Source organism: Variovorax sp. efr-133-TYG-130 (assembly GCF_030208835.1).
Taxonomy (GTDB): domain Bacteria; phylum Pseudomonadota; class Gammaproteobacteria; order Burkholderiales; family Burkholderiaceae_C; genus Variovorax.
The window spans coordinates 222229-245310 of record NZ_JARVTD010000007.1; the positions used below are offsets into that span (position 1 = coordinate 222229).

Here is a 23082-nt window from a genome sequence, read left to right on the forward strand (position 1 = left end):
GCCCTACTCTTCGATGTCGAAGGTGACGCCCTGGGCGAGCGGCAGCGCGGTCGAGTAGTTGATGGTGTTGGTGGCGCGGCGCATGTAGGCCTTCCAGCTGTCGGAGCCCGCTTCGCGCCCGCCACCGGTTTCCTTCTCGCCGCCGAAGGCGCCGCCGATCTCCGCGCCGCTCGGGCCGATGTTGACGTTGGCGATGCCGCAGTCGGAACCGGCGCTCGACATGAAGCGCTCGGCCTCGCGCACGTTCAGGGTGAAGATCGACGACGACAGGCCCGCGCCCACCGCGTTGTGCCATTCGATGGCCTCGTCGAGCGAGCTGTAGCGCACCACGTACAGGATGGGCGCGAAGGTTTCGCGCAGCACTGGGCCGTCATGCGACTTCAGCTCCACCAGGGCGGGGCGCACGTAGTAGGCGTCCTGGGTGCCGATGCCTTCCACGCGCTGGCCGCCGTGCACCGTGGCGCCGATCTCCCGGCTTTCGGAGAGCGCCTTCTGCATGCCGTCGAAGGCCGCGCGGTCGATCAGCGGGCCGACCAGCGTGCCGGCCTCGCGCGGATCGCCGACGCGCACATTGCCGTAGACCCTGGCGAGCTTGGGCACCAGCTTGTCGTAGACGCTGTCGTGCACGAACAGGCGGCGAAGCGTGGTGCAGCGCTGGCCGGCCGTGCCCATGGCCGCGAAGGCGATGCCGCGCAGCGTGAGGTCCAGGTCGGCCGAGGGCGTGACGATGGCGGCGTTGTTGCCGCCGAGTTCGAGAATGGCGCGGGCAAAGCGCGCGGCCAGCTTCGGCCCCACCTGGCGGCCCATGGCCGTGGAGCCGGTGGCCGAGAGGATCGGCACGCGATGGTCGTCGACCAGCACCTCGCCGATGTCGCGCTGGCCCAGCAGCAGGCCCAGCAGGCCTTGCGGCGCGTCGCCGAAGCGCTCGATGGCGCGCTGCGCGATGGCATGCACGGCCAGCGCGGTCAGCGGCGTCTTCTCGGACGGCTTCCACACCACCGAGTCGCCGCACACCAGCGCCAGCGCCGCGTTCCACGACCACACGGCCACCGGAAAGTTGAAAGCCGAGATCACGCCGCACACGCCCAGCGGATGCCAGGTTTCCATCATGCGGTGCTCGGCACGCTCGGTGGCCAGCGTGAGGCCGTAGAGCTGGCGCGAGAGGCCGACCGCGAAGTCGCAGATGTCGATCATTTCCTGCACTTCGCCCGCGCCTTCGGACGGGATCTTGCCGGCCTCGAGCGTGACGAGCAGGCCGAGCTCGCGCTTGGCGGCGCGCAGCTCTTCGCCCAGCAGCCGCACCAGTTCGCCGCGGCGCGGCGCGGGCACGTTGCGCCAGGCCTGGTAGGCCTCGTGCGCGCGGCCGATGGCGTCGGCGGCCTCGGCCGGCGTGGTCTGCGGCACCTGCGCGACCACCTCGCCCGTCACCGGCGAGCGCACCGTCAGCGTGCCGCCGGTGTACGCATCGCGCGGCACGCCCAGGCGCTGCAGCAGTTGTTCGACTTCGGTGGCGACGGACGCCTGGGAGGTGGGGGTGTGGTCTTCGGACATGGACGCGCTCCGGGGAGGAGGAGAAAGAAGGAAGGCAGGAAGGCGGCAGGGGGATGGAACCCGGCCAATATCAGCGAACTGCGCGCGATTGGCTAGTGAAAATATGGAAGGACCTGATGCGTTTCAGGAATGAACTGCGCCCGAGGTCCTGCATGAAAAGGCTGATCGACGAAGAAGGGACCGGCTTGCCGTGCAAGGCAAGCCCGCATCCATGCGCTGAATTGACGACGTGGCTCACGGGCTGCGCGCCTACGCACAAGGCGCAAGGCCGCATCGAAGATGCGCCACCCCCACTCGCCTTATGCGCCATGAAGACGATCCTCTCCCTTTACGCCGCGCTCCACGCGCTGACGGCGTTCGCTTTCGCCGCGGCGGCCGTGGTGTTGATCGCGGTCGCGGGGCACGCGGGCTTTGCAGCCGTCATGCAGGGCATCGACATCTCGACGGCCGAAGCGGTGATCGAGGCGGTCGGCCTGCTGGCGGCCGCAGTCGTGGCGCTGCAGATCTCCCAGACCGTGCTCGAAGAAGAAGTGGTGCGCGACGCCCACATCGGCGCGCCGACGCGGGTGCGCCGGTTCCTGTCGCGGTTCATGGTGGTGATCGTGGTGGCCGTGGCGGTCGAGGGCCTGGTCGCGATCTTCAAGGCCCGCGAGACGCCCGAACTCATGCTGTACGGCGCCGCCCTGCTGAGCGCGGTGGGCCTGCTGATGGCGGGTTGGGGCGTGTTCATTCGCCTGAACCGCTACGCCGAAGAACTGGAACCCGAAGCGATGCAGGAAGCCAAGAGCGAAGACATCAAGCTGAAGGATTGAGCATGCCTTTTTCAAGCTTTCTCAAGCCCGCCCTGGCCGCGCTGAGCGTGGCCCTGCCGCTCGCGGCCGTCGCCGCGGACCGCAACCCGCTCGTGGCCGAGCGCTGGAAGACGCGCCCGGTGGTCGTGGTGGTTCCGGCGCAAGGTGACGCGCTGCTGCGCAAGGTCGAGTCCGCCCTGCGCCAGACGGCCACGCGCGAGGCCTTCATCGACCGCGAGATGGTGCTCTACACGGTGGTCGCGGGCCAGGGCCGACGCAACGCGCAGCCCCTCGACGCGGCGCAGACCCGCGCGCTGCTGGCCGCGCTGAAGCTCGATGCGGCAGGCCCGCCCACCTTCGTGCTGGTCGGCAAGGACGGCGGCGTGAAGATGACCGAAGGGCCCGACGTCGACCTGCAGGCGGTGTTCGCGGAGATCGACAGGATGCCGATGCGTCGGCGCTGAAGGCTCAGGCCTTGCCCGGCCCGGGCGCTTCCGGCAGCTCGATCTTCTGCCCCGCCGGCGAACTCGCCAGGCTCTGCGCCGGCCGCCTCAGCGTCGCGTCGAACGGGTTGATCTTCGGCCCGATCGCGGCGGCCTCGCGCTTGAGCAGCTCGACCACCGTCGGCATGCGGTCGGCATTGAGCCGGTCGGCGATGGTGCCCACGCTCAGCGCGGCCACCGCGCGGCCCTCGCGGTCGAGGATGGGCACCGCCACGCCGGCCATGCCTTCCAGAAGCCCGGTGTTGCGACCCGCATAGCCCTGCTGCCGCACGCGCTCGATCTCGGTGCGCAGGTAGACCTCGTCGTACACGCCGTACTCGCGCACCCGCGACAGGTTGAAGCGGATCACCTCCTCGCGCTCGGCCTCCGGCAGGAACGCGAGGATCGCCAGCGCGCCCTGCCCCACGCCCAGCGCGATGCGCCCGCCGATGTCGCCGGTGAAGGAGCGGATGGGAAACGGGCCTTCGCTGCGGTCCAGGCACACCGCGTCGAAGCCGCTGCGCGCCAGCAGGAAGATGCTGTCGCCCAGGCTCGCGCACAGCCGCAGCAGCACCGGCCGGCAGATGGAGCGCAGGTCGCCGGGGTTGCCCGCGCTCGCGGCCAGCGCGAAGAAATCGATGCTGAGCCGATAGAGCTTGCTGCGCTCGTCCTGCTCGACCATGCCCTCGGCCATGAGCGACTGCAGCAAACGGTGCGTGGTGGCCTGGGTGAGGCCCACGGAACGTGCGATCTGGGTCACGCGCCCGCCTTCGGCCTGCACCGCGCCGAGCGCGCGGATCACCGAGAAGACACGCGGCACGCCGCCGCTGGCAGCCGATGGGGTTTCCATACCTTCCTCCTTTGGAATTTCAATGATGCCTTGTCCGCATGATATTCCATTGAACGGAATAAATTAAAGAAATATTCTGATTAATGGAATACCCGAGGCGATCTGGCGCAATCGTTGCAATAGAGTGAACTGAAAGACGCAAGCTGTCCATGGCGTGCACCAAGCTGGAACAAGCTGCCCGCAGCCATCTTTTCGCCACCGCAGAAAGGCCCGATCCATGTCATTCCTCCGGCTCACCGACGTGACCAAGTTCTACGGCGCCACCCGCGCGGTGTCGGCCATGAACCTGGCGGTGGAAAAGGGCGAGTTCGTCTCGCTGCTCGGTCCTTCGGGCTGCGGCAAGACCACCACGCTGCAGATGATTGCGGGCTTCGAGGCCGTGAGCAGCGGCCGCATCGAGCTCGCGGGCAAGGACATCACGCACGCCAAGGCCAACACGCGCGGCCTGGGCATCGTGTTCCAGACCTACGCCCTGTTCCCGCACATGACGGTGGCCGACAACGTGAGCTTCGGCCTGGAGATGCGCAAGATGCCCAAGGCCGAGCGCGCCGAGCGGGTGAAGCAGGCGCTGGCGCTGGTGCACCTGGAGGCGCACGCCGGGCGCTATCCGCGCGAGTTGTCGGGCGGCCAGCGGCAGCGCGTGGCGCTGGCGCGCGCGCTCGTCATCGAGCCGCCGGTGCTGCTGCTCGACGAGCCGCTGTCCAACCTCGACGCCAAGCTGCGCGAGGAAATGCAGTTCGAGCTGCGCCAGATCCAGCGCAAGGTCGGCACCACCACGGTGATGGTCACGCACGACCAGAGCGAGGCCATGTCCATCAGCGACCGCGTGGTGGTGATGGAAGGCGGCCGCGCCACGCAGATCGACCATCCGCAGCGGGTGTACGAGCATCCGAGCACGCGCTTCATCTCCACCTTCGTGGGCAAGGCCAACCTGCTCGACTGCCGCGTCTCGAGCAGCAGCGCCACGCGCACCTGCGTGGAGGTCGGCGCGCTCTCGCTCGACGTGGACGACACCGGCTTCGGCATCGACGCCGCCGCGCTGCTGAGCGTGCGGCCCGAGAAGCTGCAGCTGATGCCGCCGGGCCAAGGCCGCCTCGACGGCGAGGTGCAGGAGCGCTTCTTCCTCGGCAGCCAGTGGCTCTACCGCATCGCCACGCCGGTCGGCGACCTCACGGTGCTGAGCCCCAACGACGGGCGCGACGCGCTGGAAGAAGGCAGCCGCACCGGCATCGACTGGCCGGCGCACTGCATGCGGCTGCTGCCGGCCGAAGAAAGGGCTGTCGCAGCATGAGCGCCTCGAAGAGCAAGGCCACCCCGTGGTGGCTCTCCGGCCCGGCGCTGCTGCTGTTCACCGCGCTGCTGCTGGTGCCGCTCGCGCTCACTGCCGTGCTGTCGTTCAACGTGTACGACCCGGCCACCGGCCCCAAGTCGGGCGAGTTCACGCTCGCGCACTACGCGCTGGTGTTCTCCGACTCGTACTACCTCGGCATCTTCTGGCGCACCTTCTGGGTCTCGGCGCTGGTCACGGTGATCTGCGTGGTGGTCGGCGCGCCCGAGGCCTACGTGCTCAGCCGCATGCGCAACCCGTGGCGCTCGGTGCTGCTGCTGGTGGTGCTGGCGCCGCTGCTGGTGTCGGTGGTGGTGCGGGCCTTCGGCTGGAGCATGCTGCTGGGCCCCGAGGGCGCGGTGAACGGGCTGCTGGGCCTCGTCGGCATCGGGCCGGTGAAGATCCTCTACACCAACGCGGCCGTGATCATCGCGCTGGTGCACGTGATGCTGCCCTTCATGGTGATCCCGGTGTGGACATCGCTGCAGAAGCTGGACCCGGGCGTGGAGAACGCGGCGCTGTCGCTCAACGCCACGCCCTTCACCACGCTGCGGCGCATCGTGCTGCCGCAGGTGATGCCGGGCATTCTTTCCGGCAGCCTGATCGTGTTCGGCCTGGCCGCGAGCTCGTTCGCCATTCCGGGGCTGCTGGGCGGGCGGCGGCTGAAGATGGTCGCGACCATCGTGTACGACGAATACCTGAGCGAGCTCAACTGGCCGCTGGGTGCTGCCGTGGCGCTGGTCCTTCTGGTAGCGAACCTCGTTGTGATGCTGAGCTACAACCGCCTCGTAGAAGGCCGCTACAAGAAAGCGCTGGGCTGAAGCGATGAACAGGAACGGCCCCATCGCCCTCGCGTTCAACGCGCTCGTCATCGTCTTCATGCTCGCGCCGCTGGTGGTGGTGTGCATCGTGGCGTTCACGCCCGAGAACACGCTGACCATCCCGACCACGCGCTTCTCGCTGCGCTGGTTCGAGGCGGTGTTCGCGCACCCCGACTTCATGCAGTCGTTCTGGAACAGCCTGTGGCTGGCGCTCGGCTCGGCCACCATCGCGACGCTGCTCGCGGTGCCGGCGGGCATGGCGATCACGCGCTACGAGTTTCCGGGGCGCGATTTCCTCAACGGCCTGTTCCTGTCGCCGCTGATCGTGCCGCACCTGGTGCTGGGCGTGGCGCTGCTGCGGCTGTTCGCGCTGGTCGGCGGCACCGGCAGCTTCGGCTGGCTGGTGATGGCGCATGCGCTCATCGTCACGCCCTACACGCTGCGGCTGGTGGTGGCGGCGCTGGTGGGCTTCGACCGCAGCGCAGAGCAGGCCGCGCTGTCGCTGGGCGCGAGCCAGGCCACGGTGTTCCGCCGCATCACGCTGCCGATGATCCTGCCGGGCGTCACCGGCGGCTGGATGCTGGCCTTCATCAACAGCTTCGACGAAGTGACGATGTCGATCTTCGTCACAGCGCCGAGCACGGTGACGCTGCCGGTGCGCATGTACATGTATGCCACCGAGTCGATCGATCCGCTGATGGCGGCGGTGTCGGCGCTGATGGTGGCGGTGACGGCCTTCGCGATGGTGCTGCTGGACCGGATCTACGGCCTGGACCGCGTCCTGGTGGGGCGCAGATAGATGACGACGACTCCAACCGCCCTGCTTCACCGCGTGGCCGAAACCACCGGCCGCGAGGCCGTGAACTTCACGCTCGACGGCGCGCCGGCCAGCGCGCTGGCCGGCGACACCGTGCTGACCGCCGTGCTCACACAATGCGCCCAGCTGCGCCGCAACGAATTCAGCGGGCTGCCGCGCGCGGGCTTTTGCATGATGGGCGCCTGCCAGGACTGCTGGATCTCCACCGGCGAAGGCGAGCGGCTGCGCGCCTGCTCGAGCTTCATCGCGCCCGGCATGGCGCTCGTCACCGGAAAGAACGGCGCATGACGACGACAACAGGCGAACTCCGACCCGCGATCGTCGGCGCCGGCCCGGCCGGCGTGCGCGCGGCGCAGACGCTGGTGGCGCACGGCCTGCGGCCGGTGGTGATCGACGAGGCGCCGCGCGCCGGCGGGCAGATCTACCGCCGCCCGCCCGCGGGCCTCGCGCAGCGAACCGCCCGAACGCTCTACGGCTTCGAGTCGAAGCGTGCCGACGCGCTGCACCAGGCCTTCGACGCACTGCGGGGCCGCATCGACCACCGCCCAGACAGCCTGGTGTGGAACGCGCAGGACCACCAGCTCGACGTGCTGCACAACCCGACGCGCGGCACGAGCCGTGTGCCCTACAGCCATCTCATCGTGGCGACGGGCGCCACCGACCGCGTGCTGCCGGTGCCGGGCTGGACGCTGCCGGGCGTGTACACGCTGGGCGGCGCGCAGGTCGCGCTCAAGTTCCAGGGCTGCGCCATCGGCCGGCGCGTGGTGTTCATGGGCACCGGGCCGCTGCTGTACCTGGTGGCGTACCAGTATGCGAAGGCCGGCGTGCAGGTGGCGGCGGTGCTGGACACCGCGCGCCTGGCCGACCAGCTCGCCGCCACGCCCGCGATGCTGTCGCAGCCGGCGGTGTTCGCCAAGGGCGTGTACTACGTCGGCTGGCTGCGCGCGCACGGCATTGCGCTGCACGGCGGCGTGCGGCCGCTGCGCGTGCTGGGCGACGAGGCGCAGGGCCGCGTCACCGGCGTGGCCTGGCAGGACGGCAGCGAAGAGCGCACGCTGGCCTGCGATGCCGTCGGCTTCGGCTACGCGCTGCGCTCCGAAACTCAACTGGCCGACCTGCTCGGCTGCCGCTTCGACTACGCGCCGCTGCACCGGGCACACCTGCCGGTGCGCGACGCGGCGGGCCGCGCGAGCGTCGAGGGCGTGTACCTGGCCGGCGACGGCGCCGGCATCATGGGCGCGGACGCCGCCGAGTGGGCCGGCGAACGCGCGGCGCTGGCGCTGCTTTCGGACAACGGCGTGGCGGTCGACACCGCGCGCGCCGCCGACCTCGAACGCAGGCTCGACCGGATCACCGGCTTCCGCCACGGCCTGGAGCGCGCCTTCCCCGTGCCCGATGACTGGGCCGCGCATGCGCCCGACGAGCTCGTGGTCTGCCGCTGCGAAAACGTCACGGCCGGCAGCCTGCGCCGGACGATCGCCGATGCCGGCGCCAGCGAGATGAACCGCCTGAAGGCCCTGTCGCGCGTCGGCATGGGCCGCTGCCAGGGCCGCATGTGCGGCGTGGCCGCGGCCGAGATCCTCGCGCATGCCACGCAGCAGCCGCTGCAGCAGGTCGGACGGCTGCGCGGGCAGGCGCCGATCAAGCCGATACCGATCCGGCTCGTGCCCGCTGAAGGAAGCGGCGCATGAGCGGCATCAGGAAACTGCAGACCGAGGTCGCCATCGTCGGCGGCGGCATCGTCGGTTCTTCCGCCGCGCTGGCGTTGCGGCGCATGGGCGTCGACGTGGTGCTGCTGGAGCGCGACTTCTGCGGTTCGCGCTCCAGCGGCGTGAACTTCGGCGGCGTGCGGCGCCAGGGCCGGCCGCTGAGCCAGCTGCCGCTGGCGCAGCGCGCGCACCGCATCTGGGGCCGGCTGCCCGAGCTGCTGGGCACCGACGGCGAATACCTGCGTTCGGGCCATTTCAAGATCGCGCGCAGCGAGGCCGACATGGCGTCGCTGGAGCGCTACCGCGCACTCAGCAGCGACTTCGACCTGGGCCTGGAACTGATCTCCGCCACGCGGCTGCGCGCCGAATGCCCCTGGCTCGGCACACGCGCCGTGGGCGGCTCGCTGTGCATCGAGGACGGGCAGGCCAACCCGCGGCTGGTGTCGCCGGCCTTCGCGCTCGCTGCGCGGCGCGCGGGCGCGCAGGTCTTCGAGCGCCACCAGGTCGACGAGGTGGCGCACGACGGCGCGCTGTTCACGGTGCGCTCGGGCAACGAGCTCGAAGTGCGCGCGCCGGTGCTGCTCAACTGCGCGGGCGCCTGGGCCGGCGCCATCGCCAGCCAGTTCGGCGAGACGCCGCCGATGCGCTCCCGCAGCCCGCTGATGGCGGTGACCGAGCCGTTGCCGCGCTTCATGGCGTGGAGCCTCGGCGTGGAGGGCGGCGGCATCTACTGCCGGCAGGTGGAGCGCGGCAACCTCGTGCTCGGCGGCGGCACCGGCATCACGCTCGATGCCGACCGCGCACGCGCCGAGCGCGACGGCATCGCCACGCTCGCGATGCAGGCGGTGGAACTGCTGCCCGCGCTGCGCCATGCGCACATCATCCGCACTTGGGGCGGCACCGAGGGCTACCTGCCCGACCGCGAACCGGTGCTGGGGCCCAGCCGCACTACGCCCGGCCTGTTCCACGGCTTCGGCTTCGCGGGCGCGGGCTTCCAGATCGGCCCGGCCGCCGGCGAGGTGCTGGCCGAACTGGCGCGCGACGGACGCAGCGACACGCCCATCGACGCCTTCGCCATCGAGCGCTTCGACGAACAACCCGTTTCTTCACCTGTCCCCACCTGAAACTGATTGGAGAGCATCACCATGTCACGCACCGCCAAGTCCCCGAGCCCCGCCCTCATCCTGGCCGCCCTGCTCGCGGCCGCCGGCACCGCCGGCGCGCAGACCAAGACCCTCTACATCGGCATGAACGGGGGCACCATGGAGAAGGCGTACACGCAGTACGTGTTCCCGGCCTTCGAGAAAGCCTACGGCGCCAAGGTGGTGGTGGTGCCCGGCACCTCGTCCGACATCCTCGCGAAGGCGCAGGCCAACAAGGACAAGCCGCAGATGCACGTGATGTTCCTGGACGACGGCATCATGGTGCGCGCCATCGGCATGGGCCTGTGCCAGAAGCAGAAGCCCAGCCAGTCGCTCAGCGAGATCTATCCCGCGGCGCGCTTCAAGGACGACATGGCCAGCGGCGTGAGCCTGGGCATGACCGGCCTGGCCTACAACGCCAAGATGTTCAAGGAGAAGGGCTGGGCGCCGCCCACTTCGTGGAAGGACCTGGCCGACCCCAAGTACAAGGGCAAGGTGGTGTTCCAGTCGATGTCGTCGTCGTCCTTCGGGCTGCACGGCTTTCTGATGTTCAACCGCATCCAGGGCGGCAACGACAAGAACGTGGAGCCGGGCTTCAAGGCCTGGCCCACCACCGTCGGGCCGAACGTGCTGGAGTACATCCCGAGCTCGGCCAAGCTGTCGGAGATGGTTCAGACCGGCGAGGCGGCCATCTTCCCGCTGACGCCCACGGCCGTCGCGGCGCTCAAGACCAAGGGCATTCCGGTGGAGTACGCGCCGCCCAAGGAAGGCGCGGTGGTGCTGATGGTGGGCCAGTGCGTGATCGCCAACAACAGCGAGCCCGAGCTGTCGCAGAAGCTCGCCGAGTTCCTGCTGAGCCCGGTGGCGCAGGCCAACGTGCTGCAGTACGGCGCCCAGATCCCGACCAACCCCAAGACCCCCGCCGAGGGCGAAGGCGCGGCGCAGGTGGCGGACATCAACAAGTGGATGAAGACGGCCGTGACCATCGACTGGGAAAGCATCAACGCGAACCGCCCCGCATGGAACGCCCGCTGGAACAAGACCATAGAAAAATAGGGCTCGCCCCCAGGCTAAGCGCACTTCGTGTCGCTGCGCCAACCCCCTACCGGGGGCAACACCTGAGGCCCGGCAAAGCCGGTTCCTCGGTGTTTCTGGTGTTGGACGGAGCTATTGCCGGGCCGTCCTGCGCAGCAGCACCGGCAGGCACAGCAGATAGACCGACGCGGCCGGGGCTAGTCCTGCGCCTCGCCGCAAATCCAGCCGGCGGCTTTCTCCGCCATCATCAGCGTAGGGCTGTTGGTGTTGCCGCTGGTGATGGTGGGCATCGCGCCCGCATCCACCACGCGCAGGCCCCGCACGCCGCGCACGCGCAGCTTCGAGTCGAGCACCGCCATCGGGTCGCCGTCGGCGCCCATCTTGGTGGTGCCGACCGGATGGAAGATGGTGGTGGCGATGTCGCCGGCCAAGCGGGCCAGGTCTTCGTCGGTCTGGTACTGCACGCCGGGCTTCCATTCCTCGGGCTTGTACTTGGCAAGCGCGGGCTGCGACGCGATGCGGCGCGTCACCCGCAGCGAGTCGGCCGCCACCTTGCGGTCTTCGTCGGTGCTCAGGTAGTTGGGGGCGATGGCCGGCGCGTCCTGGAAGCGCCCGCTCTTGATGCGCACCGCGCCACGGCTGGTGGGGTTGAGGTTGCACACGCTGGCGGTGAACGCCGGAAAGCTGTGCAGCGGATCGCCGAAGGCGTCGAGCGACAGCGGCTGCACGTGGTACTGCAGGTTGGGCCACTCGTGCTCCGGCGAGCTGCGCGTGAAGGCGCCGAGCTGCGACGGCGCCATGCTCATCGGGCCGCTGCGCCTGAGCATGTATTCGAGCCCGATCTTCGCCTTGCCGACCATCGACGAGGCCAGCACATTGAGCGTGGGCGCGCCGCTGATCTTGTAGACCGCGCGGATCTGCAGGTGGTCCTGCAGGTTGGCGCCGACGCCGGGCGCGTCGACCACCACGTCGATGCCGTGCTGGCGCAGCAGCGCGGCCGGGCCGATGCCCGAGAGCTGCAGGATCTGCGGCGAGCCGATGGCGCCCGCGCTCAGGATCACCTCGCGCGTGGCTTGCGCGGTGACCGTCTCGCTGCCGTTCCACACCTCGGCGCCGGTGCAGCGGCGCGTGCCGTCGGGCAGCGTCTCGAACAGCAGGCGCGACACCTGCGCGCCGGTCCACAGCTCGAAGTTGGGCCTGCCATAGCAGGTCGGACGCAGGAAGGCCTTGGCGGTGTTCCAGCGCCAGCCGTTCTTCTGGTTGACCTGGAAGTAGCCCACGCCCTCGTTGCTGCCGCGGTTGAAGTCGGTGGTGTGCGGCACGTCGGCCTGGGCCGCGGCTTCGGCGAAGGCGTCGAGGATGTCCCAGCGCAGCCGTTGCTTCTCGACGCGCCATTCGCCGCCGGCGCCGTGCATCTCGTCGGCGCCGAGGTAGAAGTCTTCATGTTTCTTGAACGCCGGCAGCACGTTCTGCCAGCGCCACGACTCGTCGCCCGTGAGCTGCGCCCACTGCTCGTAGTCGCGCGACTGGCCGCGCATGTAGATCATGCCGTTGATGCTGGAGCTGCCGCCCAGCGTCTTGCCGCGCGGATAGCGCAGCACGCGGCCGTTGAGGCCGGCGTCGGGCTCGGTGCTGTAGAGCCAGTCGGTGCGCGGATTGCCGATGCAATACAGGTAGCCGACCGGAATGTGGATCCAGTGGTAGTCGTCCTTGCGGCCGGCCTCGATGAGCAGCACGCGCTTGCTCTTGTCGGCGCTGAGCCGGTTGGCCATGAGCGAGCCGGCGGTGCCGGCCCCGATGATGATGTAGTCGAATTGGGTCTCGCTCATGGCGTTTGACTTGTCTCTCTTTTTTGTTCGACGAAATTTCTGGCCGGGATGGCGGCGCCCCTCGCGCCGCACCGCATGCTACTTGGCCGTGGGCATGACGAACTCGGCACCCTTGCCGATGCTCTCAGGCCAGCGCTGCATGACCGACTTCTGCTTGGTGTAGAAGCGCACGCCCTCTTCGCCGTAGGCGTGCATGTCGCCGAACAGCGAGCGCTTCCAGCCGCCGAAGCCGTGCCAGGCCATGGGCACCGGGATCGGCACGTTGATGCCGACCATGCCCACCTGGATGCGGCGGCTGAATTCGCGCGCCACGTTGCCGTCGCGGGTGAAGCAGCTCACGCCGTTGCCGAACTCGTGCGCGTTGACCAGGTCGACCGCGTCCTTGAAGTTGGCCACGCGCACGCAGCTGAGCACCGGGCCGAAGATTTCTTCCTTGTAGATGCGCATCTCGGGCGTGACGTGGTCGAACAGCGTGCCGCCCATCCAGAAGCCGTCGCCGCATCCTTCGCCCGCCTTGTTGCCGTCGAACTGGCGGCCGTCCACCAGCAGCTTCGCGCCTTCCTTCTCGCCCAGGTCGATGTAGCCGGTGATGCGTTCATGCGCGGCGCGCGTGACGATCGGGCCCATCTCGGCCGCGAGGTTGGTGCCGTTGAGCACCTGCAGCGTCTTGGTGCGCTCGATGAGCTTGGGGATGATCTTGTCGGCCACGTCGCCCACCAGCACCGCAACGCTGATGGCCATGCAGCGCTCGCCGGCCGAGCCGTAGCCCGCGCCGATCAGCGCGTCGACGGTCTGGTCGATGTCGGCGTCGGGCAGCACCACCATGTGGTTCTTCGCGCCGCCCAGGGCCTGCACGCGCTTGCCGTGGCGGGCGCCGGTTTCGTAGATGTAGTTGGCGATGGGCGTGGAGCCGACGAAGCTGATGGCCTTGACGTCGGGGTGCTCCAGCAGCGCGTCGACCGCGGCCTTGTCGCCCTGCACCACGTTGAACACGCCGTCGGGCAGGCCGGCTTCCTTCAGCAGCTCGGCCATGCGCAGCGAGGGCGTCGGGTCGGTCGGGCTGGGCTTGAGCACGAAGGTGTTGCCCGCGGCGATGGCCACCGGGAACATCCACATCGGCACCATCACCGGGAAGTTGAAGGGGGTGATGCCGGCGACCACGCCCAGGGGCTGGCGCAGCGTCCAGTTGTCGATGCCGGTGCTCACCTGGTCGGTGAAGTCGCCCTTGAGCAGCTGCGGAATGCCGCAGGCGAACTCGACGATGTCGATGCCGCGGCTGACTTCGCCCTGCGCGTCGGTGAAGACCTTGCCGTGCTCGGCGGTGATCATGTGGGCCAGCTCGTCCTTGTGCTCGTTGAGCAGCTGCAGGAACTTGAACATGACGCGCGCGCGGCGGATCGGCGGGGTGTCGGCCCAGGCCGGGAAGGCGGCCTGCGCGGCGGCCACGGCGGCGGAAACCTGCGCCGCATCGGCCAGGCCGACCTTGCCGGTGACGGCGCCGGTGGCGGGGTTGGTCACGTCCTGCGTGCGGCCGGAAGTGTTGGCGGCAGGCTGGCCGCCGATGAAGTGGTCGATGTTCGTGGTGGGCATGGGGACTGTGCTTTCGCGTGACGGGTCAAGAGGGGGAATGCGGCCAGTTTAGGCAGCGTGCCCCCTCGCGCCTAGACACGAAACTTGAATTTATTGTTCACCATGGCGAACAATGGATGCATGAAACCCCAAAATATCGAGTCGCTCTGGACCCACCTGCACTGGCTCACGGTGCTGGCGCAGCAAGGCAGCTTCACCGCCGCCGCGCTGCGCCTGGGCGTGAGCAAGGCGGCGATGAGCCAGCGCATCGCCGAACTGGAGCACGCGGCCGGCGCGCCATTGGTGCAGCGCACGACGCGCAGCGTGCGGCTCACCGAGGCGGGCCGGCGGCTGGTGGACGACATGCGCGCGCCCTTCGAGCAGATCGCGCACAGCTTCGCGGGCGTGCGCGACCTGGCGGGCGTGCCGCGCGGGCTGGTGCGGGTGACGGCGCCGGTGGCCTTCGCGCGCCAGCAGCTGGTGCCGCGGCTGGCCGACTTCCTGCGCGCGCAGCCCGAGGTTCGCATCGAGCTCGACCTGTCGGACCGGCTCAGCTCGCTCGCGATGGAAGGCTTCGACCTCGCGATCCGGCACACGGCGGCACCGCCGGACACCCACGTGGCCTGGACGCTGTGCGAGACCCAGTCGGTGCTGGTGGCCAGCCGCGCCTACCTGCGCCGCCGCGGCACGCCGCGCGAGCCGCAGGCGCTGGCCGGCCACGACTGCCTGCACTACCCGCGCGCCCAGGAAACGCCGACCTGGCACTTCGAGGCCAAGGCCTCGGCGCCGCGCATCACGGTGCCGGTGTCGGGGCCGCTGGTGGCGAACAACAGCGAGGCGTTGCGCGACGCGGCGCTCACCGGGCTGGGCATCGCGCTGGTGCCCGACTTCAGCGCGCAGTCGGCGCTGCAGTCGGGCAAGCTGCAGCAGGTGCTGCCGCAATGGCGATCGGTGGGCGCTTTCGGCGAGCGGCTGTATGCAATACGGCCCTATGCCACGCACGTGCCGCAGGCGGTGACGGCGTTCGTGGCATGGCTGCGCGAGGCACTGGCGGACGGCTTCGCGGCCTGAGCGGGTGGGCGTTCGCCGTGAGAGCCCGTGGCCTCGGCACGCCCGAGGTGTTAATCAAGAAAAGCTGAAGAAACGGCGTGGTGCCCTACGCGAACGAGGGGTCTGCAACACGTGCACGGCGGATGCACCCGGTTACGATGCGCGATTCGCACCTGGCTTTTGTTAACTTTCCCGCTCGTACGCCCTATGTCCCCTGCCCAATCGCCTGCCGACGCTCCAGCCGCCGACAGCGCGTGGCCCGGCCTCGGACAGCAGGAGCGGGACGGCCGGCAGTGGACCGTGGCCACCGGCCGCTGGACCACGCTGGCGATGTCGTCCAAGCCGGCCTGGCAGGCGCTGTCGAAGAGCCTGGAGGCCGCGCCGGCAACCGACGACCGCGCCTGGGACCTGCGCGCGATCGAGCAGCTCGACCACATCGGCGCGCAGCTGCTGTGGGAACACTGGCGCCACGCCTGGCCCGCCGCGCTGGAGATGGCGCCGCAGCACAAGGCGGTGCTCGACCATGTGGCGCAATACACCGTCGCCACGCCCGAGGAACCCTCGCCCACGCTGAACGACCGCCTGCGCGCGTTCTCGCACAACGGCCCGCGCGCGATGATCGTGATGCGCGACTTCACCAGCCTGCTCGGCCAGCTCGCGATCGACCTCTGCGCGCTGGTCCGCGCGCCGCACCGGGGACCGTGGCGCGACTTCTCCGGGCACCTGTACCAGTTCGGCGCCACGGCACTGCACATCACGGCGCTGGTCGGGCTCCTGATCGGCGTGGTGCTGGCCTACCTGATCTCGCAGCAGCTGCGGCAGTACGGCGCCGAGACCTTCGTGGTGAACATCCTCGGCCTCTCGCTGATCCGCGAGCTGGGGCCGGTGCTGGCGGCGGTGCTGATCGCCGGGCGCTCGGGCTCGGCCATCACCGCGCAGATCGGCGTGATGCGCGTGACCGAAGAACTCGACGCGATGCGCGTGATGGGCATCGCCCATGGCTTCCGGCTGGTGATGCCGCGCGTGCTGGCGCTGGCCATCGCCATGCCGCTGATCAGCCTGTGGACCTCGATGGCGGCGCTCGCGGGCGGCATGCTGGCCGCCGACGCGGCGCTCAATATCTCGCCGTCGTACTTCCTGTCGGCGCTGCCGCGCGCGGTGCCCATTTCCAACCTGTGGCTGGCCATGGCCAAGTCGGCGGTGTTCGGCGTGCTGATCGCGCTGATCGGCTGCTACTTCGGCATGAAGGTCAAGCCCAACACCGAGAGCCTGGGGCGCGGCACCACCTCGTCGGTGGTGACCTCGATCACCGCGGTGATCCTGGTGGATGCGCTCTTCGCCGTGCTCTTCAAGGGCATCGGCTTCCGGGGATGACGAGATGAGCATGCCCGTGCGCCCCGACACCGACCAGACCGTGGTGGACATCCGCGGCCTGTGGACGGTGTTCAAGAACGCCGACGGCGAGCAGGTGGTGCATCGCGACCTGCGGCTGCACATCGACCGCGGCGAGGTGCTGTCGCTGGTCGGCGGTTCGGGCACCGGCAAGACGGTGCTGCTGCGCCAGATCCTCGGGCTGGAAAAGCCCACGCGCGGCCATGTCGAGGTGCTGGGCCAGGAACCGGGCGAACTCAGCGCCTCGGGCGCGGCCAACGTGGGCATGCTGTTCCAGCACGGCGCGCTGTTCTCGGCCTTCAGCGTGCTGGAGAACATCGCGTTTCCGCTGCGCGAGCTGAAGCTGCTGCCCGACGAGCTGATCCGCCATGCGGCGCTGGTGAAGCTGCAGATGGTGGGCCTGGAGCCCCGGCACGCCAACATGAGCCCGTCGGACCTGTCGGGCGGCATGATCAAGCGCGTGGCGCTGGCGCGCGCGCTCATCATGGACCCGCCGCTGCTGCTGCTGGACGAGCCCACGGCCGGCCTCGACCCCGAGGCCTCCGACAGCTTCTGCAACCTGCTGCGCGGCCTGCACCGCGAGCTGGGCCTGACGGTGGTGATGGTCACGCACGACCTGGACACGCTGTTCGACCTGAGCACCCGCATCGCGGTGCTGGCCGACCAGAAGGTGATCGTCACCGGCGCGGCGCGCGAGGTCATCGCGTATCCGCATCCGTTCATCCACGAATATTTTCTCGGCGGGCGCGGGCAGCGCGCCCTGGAGGCCCTGCACGACAAGCCCGCCGACGCAACTCTCGCATCGCAGCCCGCCGCGGAGGCGGGCCGCTGAAAGGTAGGTAGCCACCATGGAAAACAAGGCCCATGCCCTCGCCGCCGGCGCCTTCGTGCTCGGCCTGATCGCCGCGCTCGTCGCGCTGGTGATCTGGTTCACGCGCGACAACACCGTGCGCAACGTCTACGAACTGTCCACGCGCGAGGCCGTGAGCGGCCTGCAGCCGCAGGCCATGGTGCGCTACCGCGGCATCGCGGTGGGCAAGGTGACGTCGATCGACTTCGACCCCAAGGTCAAGGGCAACGTGCGGGTGCGCATCACGGTCGACGAGCGCGTGCCGCTCACCACCTCCAGCTTTGCCACGCTGAGCTACCAGGGCGTGACCGGCCTGGCCTTCATCGCGCTGGACGACAAGGGCGAGTCGACCGTGTCGCTCAAGCCGGACAACGACGACCCGCCGCGCATCCCGCTCAAGCCGTCGATGCTGGCGCAGCTGCAGGACCGCGGCGAAGCCATCATCAACCAGGTCGAGGAAGTGACCAAGCGCGCCAACCAGCTGCTGAGCGACCCCAACCAGAAGCGCGCCGCCGATGCGCTGGAGAACATCGCGGCCGCCTCGGCCAGCGCCAACACGCTGCTCAAGACGCTCGACAACACGGTCAAGACCGGCCTGAACCCGGCGCTGACGAAGCTGCCCGACACCATGGCCTCGGTGAAGAAGGCGGCGGGCGACGTCTCGCGCGTGGCCAACAACTTCAACACCACCGTCGTGCGGCTGAACGCGCCCGACGGCCCGGTCGAGCGCCTGAGCGACGGCACCAAGGCGCTGGCGCAGGCGGTCGACTCGTTCAACTCGGCCACGCTGCCGCGCGTGAACCGCGTGGCGGACGACACTTCGCACGCCATCCGCCGGCTGGGCCGCGCGGCCGACAGCATCAACGACAACCCGCAATCGCTGCTGTTCGGCAACGGCGGCACGGCGGCGGGCCCGGGCGAGCCGGGTTTCAGCGCCCCCGCCGCGACGCGGCCCTGAGCGAGAGAAGAGGCCCATCATGACCATGAACGCCACCATCCACGCCATCCGTTCGCTTGCGAAGCCGCGCCGCGCTGCCGCCACGGCGGCGCTGGCCGTCGGCTTCGCGCTGCTGGCCGCCGGCTGCGGCGCACTGCCCGACAAGCCCGCGCGCGCGACGCTGTACGACTTCGGCCCCGGCCCCACCACTGCCACCGCCACGCAGGCGCAGGCATCGGCCCCGGCGCAGATGCGCCCCACCCTGGCGCTGGCCGAGTTCGAGAGCAACAGCCGCCTCGACGGCACGCAGATCCTCTACCGCCTGGGCTACGCCGACGCCAACGAGCTGCGGCCCTACGGCCAGTCGCGCTGGAGCATGCCGCCGGCGCAACTGCTGCGCCAGCGGCTGCGCGACACGCTGTCGGAGCGCCGCACGGTGCTCGGCCCGGAAGAAAGCGCGACCATCTCGCGCAGCAAGGGCGAAGTGCCCGACACGCTGCGCATCTCGCTCGACGAGTTCAGCCACTATTTCGATTCGGCCAGCGCCAGCGTGGGCCTGGTGCGCCTGCGCGCCACGCTGATCCGCGGCACCCCGGCCGGCGACCGCGTGCTGGGCCAGCGCCTGTTCACCGTGCGCAGCCCCGCGCCGAGCGCCGACGCGCCCGGCGGGGTGAAGGCGCTTGTCTCGGCCAGCGACGCCGCCGTGGCCGATGTGGTGCAGTGGGTCGACCAGTTGCAGCAGCAACAGCCCCGGCAGTAACCTGCGGCCAGAACGCAGGAGCTACACCATGAACGCAACACGCATCGTCGGCATCCTGCTGATCGTGGCCGGCATCGCAGCCTTGGGCCTCGGCAGCTTCAGCTTCACCAAGGAAACCCACGAGGCCAAGCTCGGCCCGCTCGAGTTCTCGATGAAGGAGAAGCAGACGGTCAGCTTCCCTCCCTGGGCCAGCGTGGCCGTGATCGTGGTCGGCGGGGCGCTGGTGCTGCTGGGTGGCAGGAAGGGCTGAATCTCACTCGGTGGCCGGCAGCGAAGTAACGCCGAGCTTCTGCTTGACTGCCTGCGCCATGCGTTCGCCCAGCACCAGCAGGCCGCGTGTGGAGATGTGAGTGTCGTTCGGGAAATAGAAGTCGCGCATCGCGGTCTTCTCCTGCTGAACGAACGCAAACAGATCGGGCCCCAGATCTGTCTGCCGCAGCGCACCCACGAATGCCTGCGAGCGCGCGGGCTCGAGATAGGCCGTCCACTTGTTCGGAACAACCATCCAGAGCACGGGCATCTTGGCGTGCGTGTTCGAGAAAGCCTGCATGCCGGCCACATTCGCTGCCGTGAGTTCTCCGTGATTCAAGTCGTCCGCCAGGAAGAGGGCCATATCGCAGCGGCGATGACTGAACAACGCGCACCCATCAGCCACTGGCCGCGCCAGCGTCATGGAGTTGCAACCGCTGCGAACCTTGCCGGCGATCGCCGCATGGGTACACCTGTTCGTCATCCAGCCCGAAAAGAGCTGCGCGTCCCAATTGAGAGCGAAGGCAGGCACCTGCGCCAAGGGCGGTGACGCCGGCTCGACTGCAGCCGTCAAAGGGCGCTTCAGCGGCGTGCATCTGCGTGAATGCGCGAGCCGCACATTCAGCAGGCGCTCAACGCTCTCGATGACCACCAGCTTGCCGCGAAAGCCGATCTGTGAGAGCCACTCTTCGAAGTCGGCGCACAGCATCTCGTCGATTTGCGACCAGTACATGGTCGCCACCGCGTGCCCCTCTTTCACCAGCGCCGATTGCCAGACGTGGGGCGCGGAAAAACTGTCGCCGATGACCAGGATGTCGGCCTTGTCGACGGGTGCGCCGTGCAGGAGGCTGCTGCCAATGTGCGGCGGCTCTATCTTCCAGCCGAAATCATCTTCGGAGACCCGCCCGACACGGGAGAGGTCTCCATAGGGAGCAAGCGTCAACAGAGACTGCAGCAGGAGGCACGCGCATACGGCAAAGCCCGACAAAAATATCGACAACCAGAGTTTTGCGGGCGCCATTCTTTGGATCAGGTAGGCGGAAGCGCGAACATGTGACGCCTCCCGGGGCGCCCGAGTTTAGACCGTCGCCATGGCGTAAACACCCGCCCCACATCCGGCTTTCAGCCCATGCCCGCCAGCAGCTTCGGCAACAGGTCTTCCGACGCCCCCCGCAGCACCACGGAGGCCGCATCGTCCAGGTGCGGAAGCGGCTCCAGGTTCAGTGTGACGAGCCGCGCACCGTGCGCCAGCGCCGTCTGCGGCAGTTCGGCGGCCGGGTAGACGATGGTGGTGCTGCCCACCACCATGAACAGATCGCACTCCTGCGCGGCCACCTGCGCGTCGAGCAGGACGCCGGCGTTCAGCATCTCGCCGAACATCACGACGTCGGGGCGCGCATGCGAGCCGCAGCGCAGGCAGCGGTGGAAGGGCCAGGGGCCGCTTCGGTTGCCGCAGCGGTCGCAGCGCCAGCGGCGCAGCGAGCCGTGCAGTTCGAGCACGTCCTGCCCGCCGGCCAGCGTGAGCAGGCCGTCGACGTTCTGCGTCACCAGCCGCGTGGCGGGGCGCAGCCGCTGCAGTGCCGCGAGCGCGGCGTGGCCCGGGTTGGGCTGCGCCGATTCGATCACCGACATGCGCTGCGCCCAGAACTTCGTGAACCCCGAGGGGTCGCGCGCCAGGTCTTCGGCATGGGAGAACTGCAGCGCGTTCTGGCTCTTCCAGAGGCCGTCGGCGTCGCGGTAGGTCGGGATGCCGGAGGCGCGGGACAGGCCGGCGCCGGAGAACACCACGATGCGCCGGGCATCGCGCAGCAGCCGTGCGGCCGCCTGTACTGCTTCAAAGGTGGAGGTGTTTTCTGGTGTGACGCGCGTCATCGCTCTGGTTTGGGGGAATTCGCCGGGGCGGGAACGGCGGTGGCGCCCAGGCGCTGCGACACGGTGTCCGCACAGGCCTTGAGCGCGCGGGAGATCTCGCCGTCCCACGCCGTGTTGAAGATGCCGGCCGGGCCGATGGCGGTGACGGCCAGCACGATGGCGCCAGTGTGGTCGAACACCGGCGCGGCCATGGCACTCACGCCCTCGATGACCTCGCCGTCGGAGCGGCTGATGCCGTGGTCGCGCACTTCTTTCAGCTGGCGCTCGAAGTCGCTCCATGAAGGCAGCGGCTGCACCGGCGGCATGCCGGCCGGCTGCGCGGGCTCGGCGCCCTTGCGCTGCTTCTGGCGCTGGCGCTCTTCCTCGAGCAGGCGGCGCACCACCTCGGCGTCGAGGTAGGTGGCGAAGACCCGGCCCGAGGCGGTGTTGGTCAGCGAGAACACCGTGCCGTGCCGCATGTTCACGTGCACCGGCGACGGCGACTCGGCCGTGCGGACGATGGTCGCGCCGCGCGCGCCCCACACGGCCAGCGCCACGGTGTGGCCGATCTGCTGCGCGAGCTGGCCGATCAGCGGCGTGGCGATGTGCACCGGGTCGGCCTGCTGCAGGCTGATGAGCCCCAGTTGCAAGGCCAGCGGGCCGAGCAGATAGTGGCCGCTGGCGCGGTCCTGCTCGATGAGGCCCAGGCGCCCGAAGCTGACCATGTACGGGTGCGCCTTGGCCGCGGTCATGTCGGCTTCGCGCGCCAGGTCCTTCAGCGCCATGGGCCGGCCGTGGTGCACCAGCGCCCGCAGCAGCTGGCCGCCGACCTCGATGCTCTGGATGCCGCGCTGGGCGCGGTCGGTGTCAGTGGCCATGGCTGCCTTTGGCGTCCGGTTGTTCGTTCATGAAGAAGGGATTAGACATTAACTGATCCGGCGCTTACACTCCAAAAATTCGTTAACCGCAAATTCGTTCGACTTAGACGAATCCCAGATTCCAACCCACCGACGGAGACACACGATGAGCCAAGCCAAGAAATTCGCCAGCCAGGCCGACATGGAAGAGAAGAAGATCACCTTCAGCCAGATCTCCGAACATGCCTGGGCCTACACCGCCGAGGGCGACCCCAACACCGGCATCGTCATCGGCGACGACTGCGTGCTGGTGGCCGACACCCAGGCCACCCCCGCCATGGCCGCCGACGTGGTGCGCCGCATCCGCGAGGTGACCGACAAGCCCATCAAGTACGTGGTGCTCACCCACTACCACGCGGTGCGGGTGCTGGGCGCGGCGGGCTACGGCGCCGAGCACATCCTGGCCAGCCAGGACACGCGCGACCTGATCGTCGAGCGCGGCGAACAGGACAAGGCCAGCGAAATCGGCCGCTTCCCGCGCCTGTTCCAGAACGTCGAGACCGTGCCCCCGGGCCTGACCTGGCCCACCATGACCTTCACCGGCAAGATGACGCTGTGGCTGGGCAAGCTCGAAGTGCAGCTCATCCAGCTCGGCCGCGGCCACACCAAGGGCGACACCGTCGTCTGGCTGCCGCAGGAACGCACGCTGCTGTCGGGCGACCTGGTCGAGTTCGGCGCCACCCCGTACGCCGGCGACGCCTACTTCAAGGACTGGCCGCAGACGCTGGACAACATCGCCGCGCTCAAGCCCGTGGCGCTGGTGCCGGGCCGCGGCGCCGCGCTCACCACGCCCGAGGCCGTGGCGGAGGGCCTGACGGGCACGCGCAACTTCATCTCCGACGTGTACGCCAGCGTGCAGGAAGGCGTGAAGGCCGGCCGCGACCTGAACGCGGTCTACAAGGAGACCTACGAAAAGCTCAAGCCCAAGTACAGCCAGTGGGTGATCTTCGACCACTGCATGCCCTTCGACGTGAGCCGCGCCTACGACGAGGCCTCGGGCCATGCCGATCCGCGCGTGTGGACGGCCGAGCGCGACATCGAGATGTGGAAGGCGCTCGAAGGCTGATCCCGCATCGCTCCCTCCCCCGCCGGGGGAGGGCTGGGGTGGGGGCAGGCAGAGCGTCCGAAGTGAACGCCGCGTGCCCCCATCCCG

At 69.2% G+C, this 23082-nt stretch carries 23 protein-coding genes; 16 read left to right on the forward strand and 7 right to left on the reverse strand.

The annotated features are described in order from the left end of the window. Positions 1-3: 3 nt before the first annotated feature. On the reverse strand, positions 4-1551 hold the full coding sequence (gene amaB, locus QRN67_RS09540) for an L-piperidine-6-carboxylate dehydrogenase (RefSeq protein WP_285411586.1): 1548 nt from the start codon (positions 1549-1551) through the stop codon (positions 4-6). Positions 1552-1859: 308 nt separating this feature from the next. Here amaB and QRN67_RS09545 point away from each other — a divergent pair, with 308 nt between their 5' ends. Then, positions 1860-2363: a hypothetical protein gene (locus QRN67_RS09545; protein WP_081266960.1), complete on the forward strand. Its 504-nt coding sequence runs from the start codon at positions 1860-1862 to the stop codon at positions 2361-2363. 2 nt (positions 2364-2365) lie between these two features. Further along, entirely contained in the window at positions 2366-2806 is a 441-nt protein-coding gene (locus QRN67_RS09550) for a DUF4174 domain-containing protein (protein ID WP_285411587.1), read from the forward strand. Positions 2807-2810: 4 nt separating this feature from the next. Here QRN67_RS09550 and QRN67_RS09555 read toward each other — a convergent pair whose 3' ends face one another. After that, positions 2811-3674, reverse strand: a complete 864-nt coding sequence (locus QRN67_RS09555; RefSeq protein WP_081266962.1) for an IclR family transcriptional regulator — start codon at positions 3672-3674, stop codon at positions 2811-2813. Between the two features lie 217 nt (positions 3675-3891). On the opposite strand from QRN67_RS09555, the gene QRN67_RS09560 reads away from it, so the two are divergent. Genes QRN67_RS09560 through QRN67_RS09590 form a run of 7 tightly spaced genes read left to right on the forward strand, consistent with a single transcriptional unit; the run spans position 3892 to position 10546 of the window. After that, the gene (locus QRN67_RS09560) at positions 3892-4965 is read left to right on the forward strand and encodes an ABC transporter ATP-binding protein (RefSeq protein WP_285411588.1); all 1074 of its coding nucleotides are present in this window, start codon (positions 3892-3894) and stop codon (positions 4963-4965) included. Then, complete coding sequence (locus QRN67_RS09565) at positions 4962-5822, forward strand: ABC transporter permease (protein ID WP_081266964.1); 861 nt, start codon at positions 4962-4964, stop codon at positions 5820-5822. The genes QRN67_RS09560 and QRN67_RS09565 overlap by 4 nt, the downstream gene beginning before the upstream one ends. A gap of 4 nt (positions 5823-5826) precedes the next feature. Next, entirely contained in the window at positions 5827-6621 is a 795-nt protein-coding gene (locus tag QRN67_RS09570; RefSeq protein ID WP_081266965.1) for an ABC transporter permease, read from the forward strand. Next, a complete protein-coding gene (locus QRN67_RS09575) occupies positions 6622-6927 on the forward strand; it encodes a (2Fe-2S)-binding protein (RefSeq protein ID WP_285411589.1) in 306 nt (101 codons plus the stop codon). It begins immediately after the preceding gene. Beyond that, a complete protein-coding gene (locus QRN67_RS09580) occupies positions 6924-8330 on the forward strand; it encodes an NAD(P)/FAD-dependent oxidoreductase (protein ID WP_285411590.1) in 1407 nt (468 codons plus the stop codon). Before QRN67_RS09575 ends, QRN67_RS09580 begins: the two co-directional genes overlap by 4 nt. Beyond that, the gene (locus QRN67_RS09585; RefSeq protein WP_285411591.1) at positions 8327-9472 is read left to right on the forward strand and encodes an NAD(P)/FAD-dependent oxidoreductase; all 1146 of its coding nucleotides are present in this window, start codon (positions 8327-8329) and stop codon (positions 9470-9472) included. The genes QRN67_RS09580 and QRN67_RS09585 overlap by 4 nt, the downstream gene beginning before the upstream one ends. Before the next feature lie 21 nt (positions 9473-9493). Beyond that, entirely contained in the window at positions 9494-10546 is a 1053-nt protein-coding gene (locus QRN67_RS09590) for an ABC transporter substrate-binding protein (RefSeq protein WP_285411592.1), read from the forward strand. A 176-nt stretch (positions 10547-10722) separates the two neighbouring features. Here the strand turns inward: QRN67_RS09590 and QRN67_RS09595 are convergent, their stop codons facing one another. Together QRN67_RS09595 and QRN67_RS09600 are read right to left on the reverse strand one after the other, a co-directional pair. Further along, positions 10723-12354, reverse strand: coding sequence for a GMC family oxidoreductase (locus QRN67_RS09595; protein ID WP_106936055.1), 1632 nt, complete (start codon positions 12352-12354; stop codon positions 10723-10725). A 78-nt stretch (positions 12355-12432) separates the two neighbouring features. After that, complete coding sequence (locus tag QRN67_RS09600) at positions 12433-13944, reverse strand: CoA-acylating methylmalonate-semialdehyde dehydrogenase (RefSeq protein ID WP_106936056.1); 1512 nt, start codon at positions 13942-13944, stop codon at positions 12433-12435. 120 nt (positions 13945-14064) lie between these two features. Here QRN67_RS09600 and QRN67_RS09605 point away from each other — a divergent pair, with 120 nt between their 5' ends. The 6 genes from QRN67_RS09605 to QRN67_RS09630 all read left to right on the forward strand — a co-directional run bounded on the left by QRN67_RS09605 (position 14065) and on the right by QRN67_RS09630 (position 19162). After that, positions 14065-14994, forward strand: coding sequence for a LysR family transcriptional regulator (locus tag QRN67_RS09605; protein ID WP_081266972.1), 930 nt, complete (start codon positions 14065-14067; stop codon positions 14992-14994). Between the two features lie 186 nt (positions 14995-15180). Next, positions 15181-16347 carry an MlaE family ABC transporter permease gene (locus tag QRN67_RS09610; protein ID WP_081266973.1) on the forward strand — a complete coding sequence of 389 codons (1167 nt, stop codon included), beginning with the start codon at positions 15181-15183 and terminating at the stop codon, positions 16345-16347. A 4-nt stretch (positions 16348-16351) separates the two neighbouring features. Next, positions 16352-17197 (forward strand): ABC transporter ATP-binding protein, encoded by an 846-nt coding sequence (locus QRN67_RS09615; RefSeq protein ID WP_081266974.1) that lies wholly within the window; start codon positions 16352-16354, stop codon positions 17195-17197. A gap of 16 nt (positions 17198-17213) precedes the next feature. Then, positions 17214-18173: an MlaD family protein gene (locus QRN67_RS09620; RefSeq protein ID WP_106936057.1), complete on the forward strand. Its 960-nt coding sequence runs from the start codon at positions 17214-17216 to the stop codon at positions 18171-18173. A 25-nt stretch (positions 18174-18198) separates the two neighbouring features. Then, positions 18199-18912 carry an ABC-type transport auxiliary lipoprotein family protein gene (locus tag QRN67_RS09625; RefSeq protein WP_172839804.1) on the forward strand — a complete coding sequence of 238 codons (714 nt, stop codon included), beginning with the start codon at positions 18199-18201 and terminating at the stop codon, positions 18910-18912. 28 nt (positions 18913-18940) lie between these two features. After that, the gene (locus QRN67_RS09630) at positions 18941-19162 is read left to right on the forward strand and encodes a hypothetical protein (protein ID WP_285411593.1); all 222 of its coding nucleotides are present in this window, start codon (positions 18941-18943) and stop codon (positions 19160-19162) included. Positions 19163-19165: 3 nt separating this feature from the next. On the opposite strand, the gene QRN67_RS09635 is transcribed toward QRN67_RS09630, so the two are convergent. From QRN67_RS09635 to QRN67_RS09645, 3 genes are all read right to left on the reverse strand, one after another. After that, on the reverse strand, positions 19166-20182 hold the full coding sequence (locus QRN67_RS09635) for an alginate O-acetyltransferase AlgX-related protein (protein ID WP_285411594.1): 1017 nt from the start codon (positions 20180-20182) through the stop codon (positions 19166-19168). Positions 20183-20283: 101 nt separating this feature from the next. Beyond that, the gene (locus QRN67_RS09640; protein ID WP_285411595.1) at positions 20284-21033 is read right to left on the reverse strand and encodes an SIR2 family NAD-dependent protein deacylase; all 750 of its coding nucleotides are present in this window, start codon (positions 21031-21033) and stop codon (positions 20284-20286) included. Next, complete coding sequence (locus tag QRN67_RS09645) at positions 21030-21890, reverse strand: IclR family transcriptional regulator (protein WP_285411596.1); 861 nt, start codon at positions 21888-21890, stop codon at positions 21030-21032. The genes QRN67_RS09640 and QRN67_RS09645 overlap by 4 nt, the downstream gene beginning before the upstream one ends. Before the next feature lie 145 nt (positions 21891-22035). Between QRN67_RS09645 and QRN67_RS09650 the strand changes: the two genes are divergently transcribed. Then, positions 22036-22995 (forward strand): MBL fold metallo-hydrolase, encoded by a 960-nt coding sequence (locus QRN67_RS09650; protein WP_285411597.1) that lies wholly within the window; start codon positions 22036-22038, stop codon positions 22993-22995. The last annotated feature ends 87 nt before the right edge of the window (positions 22996-23082 follow it).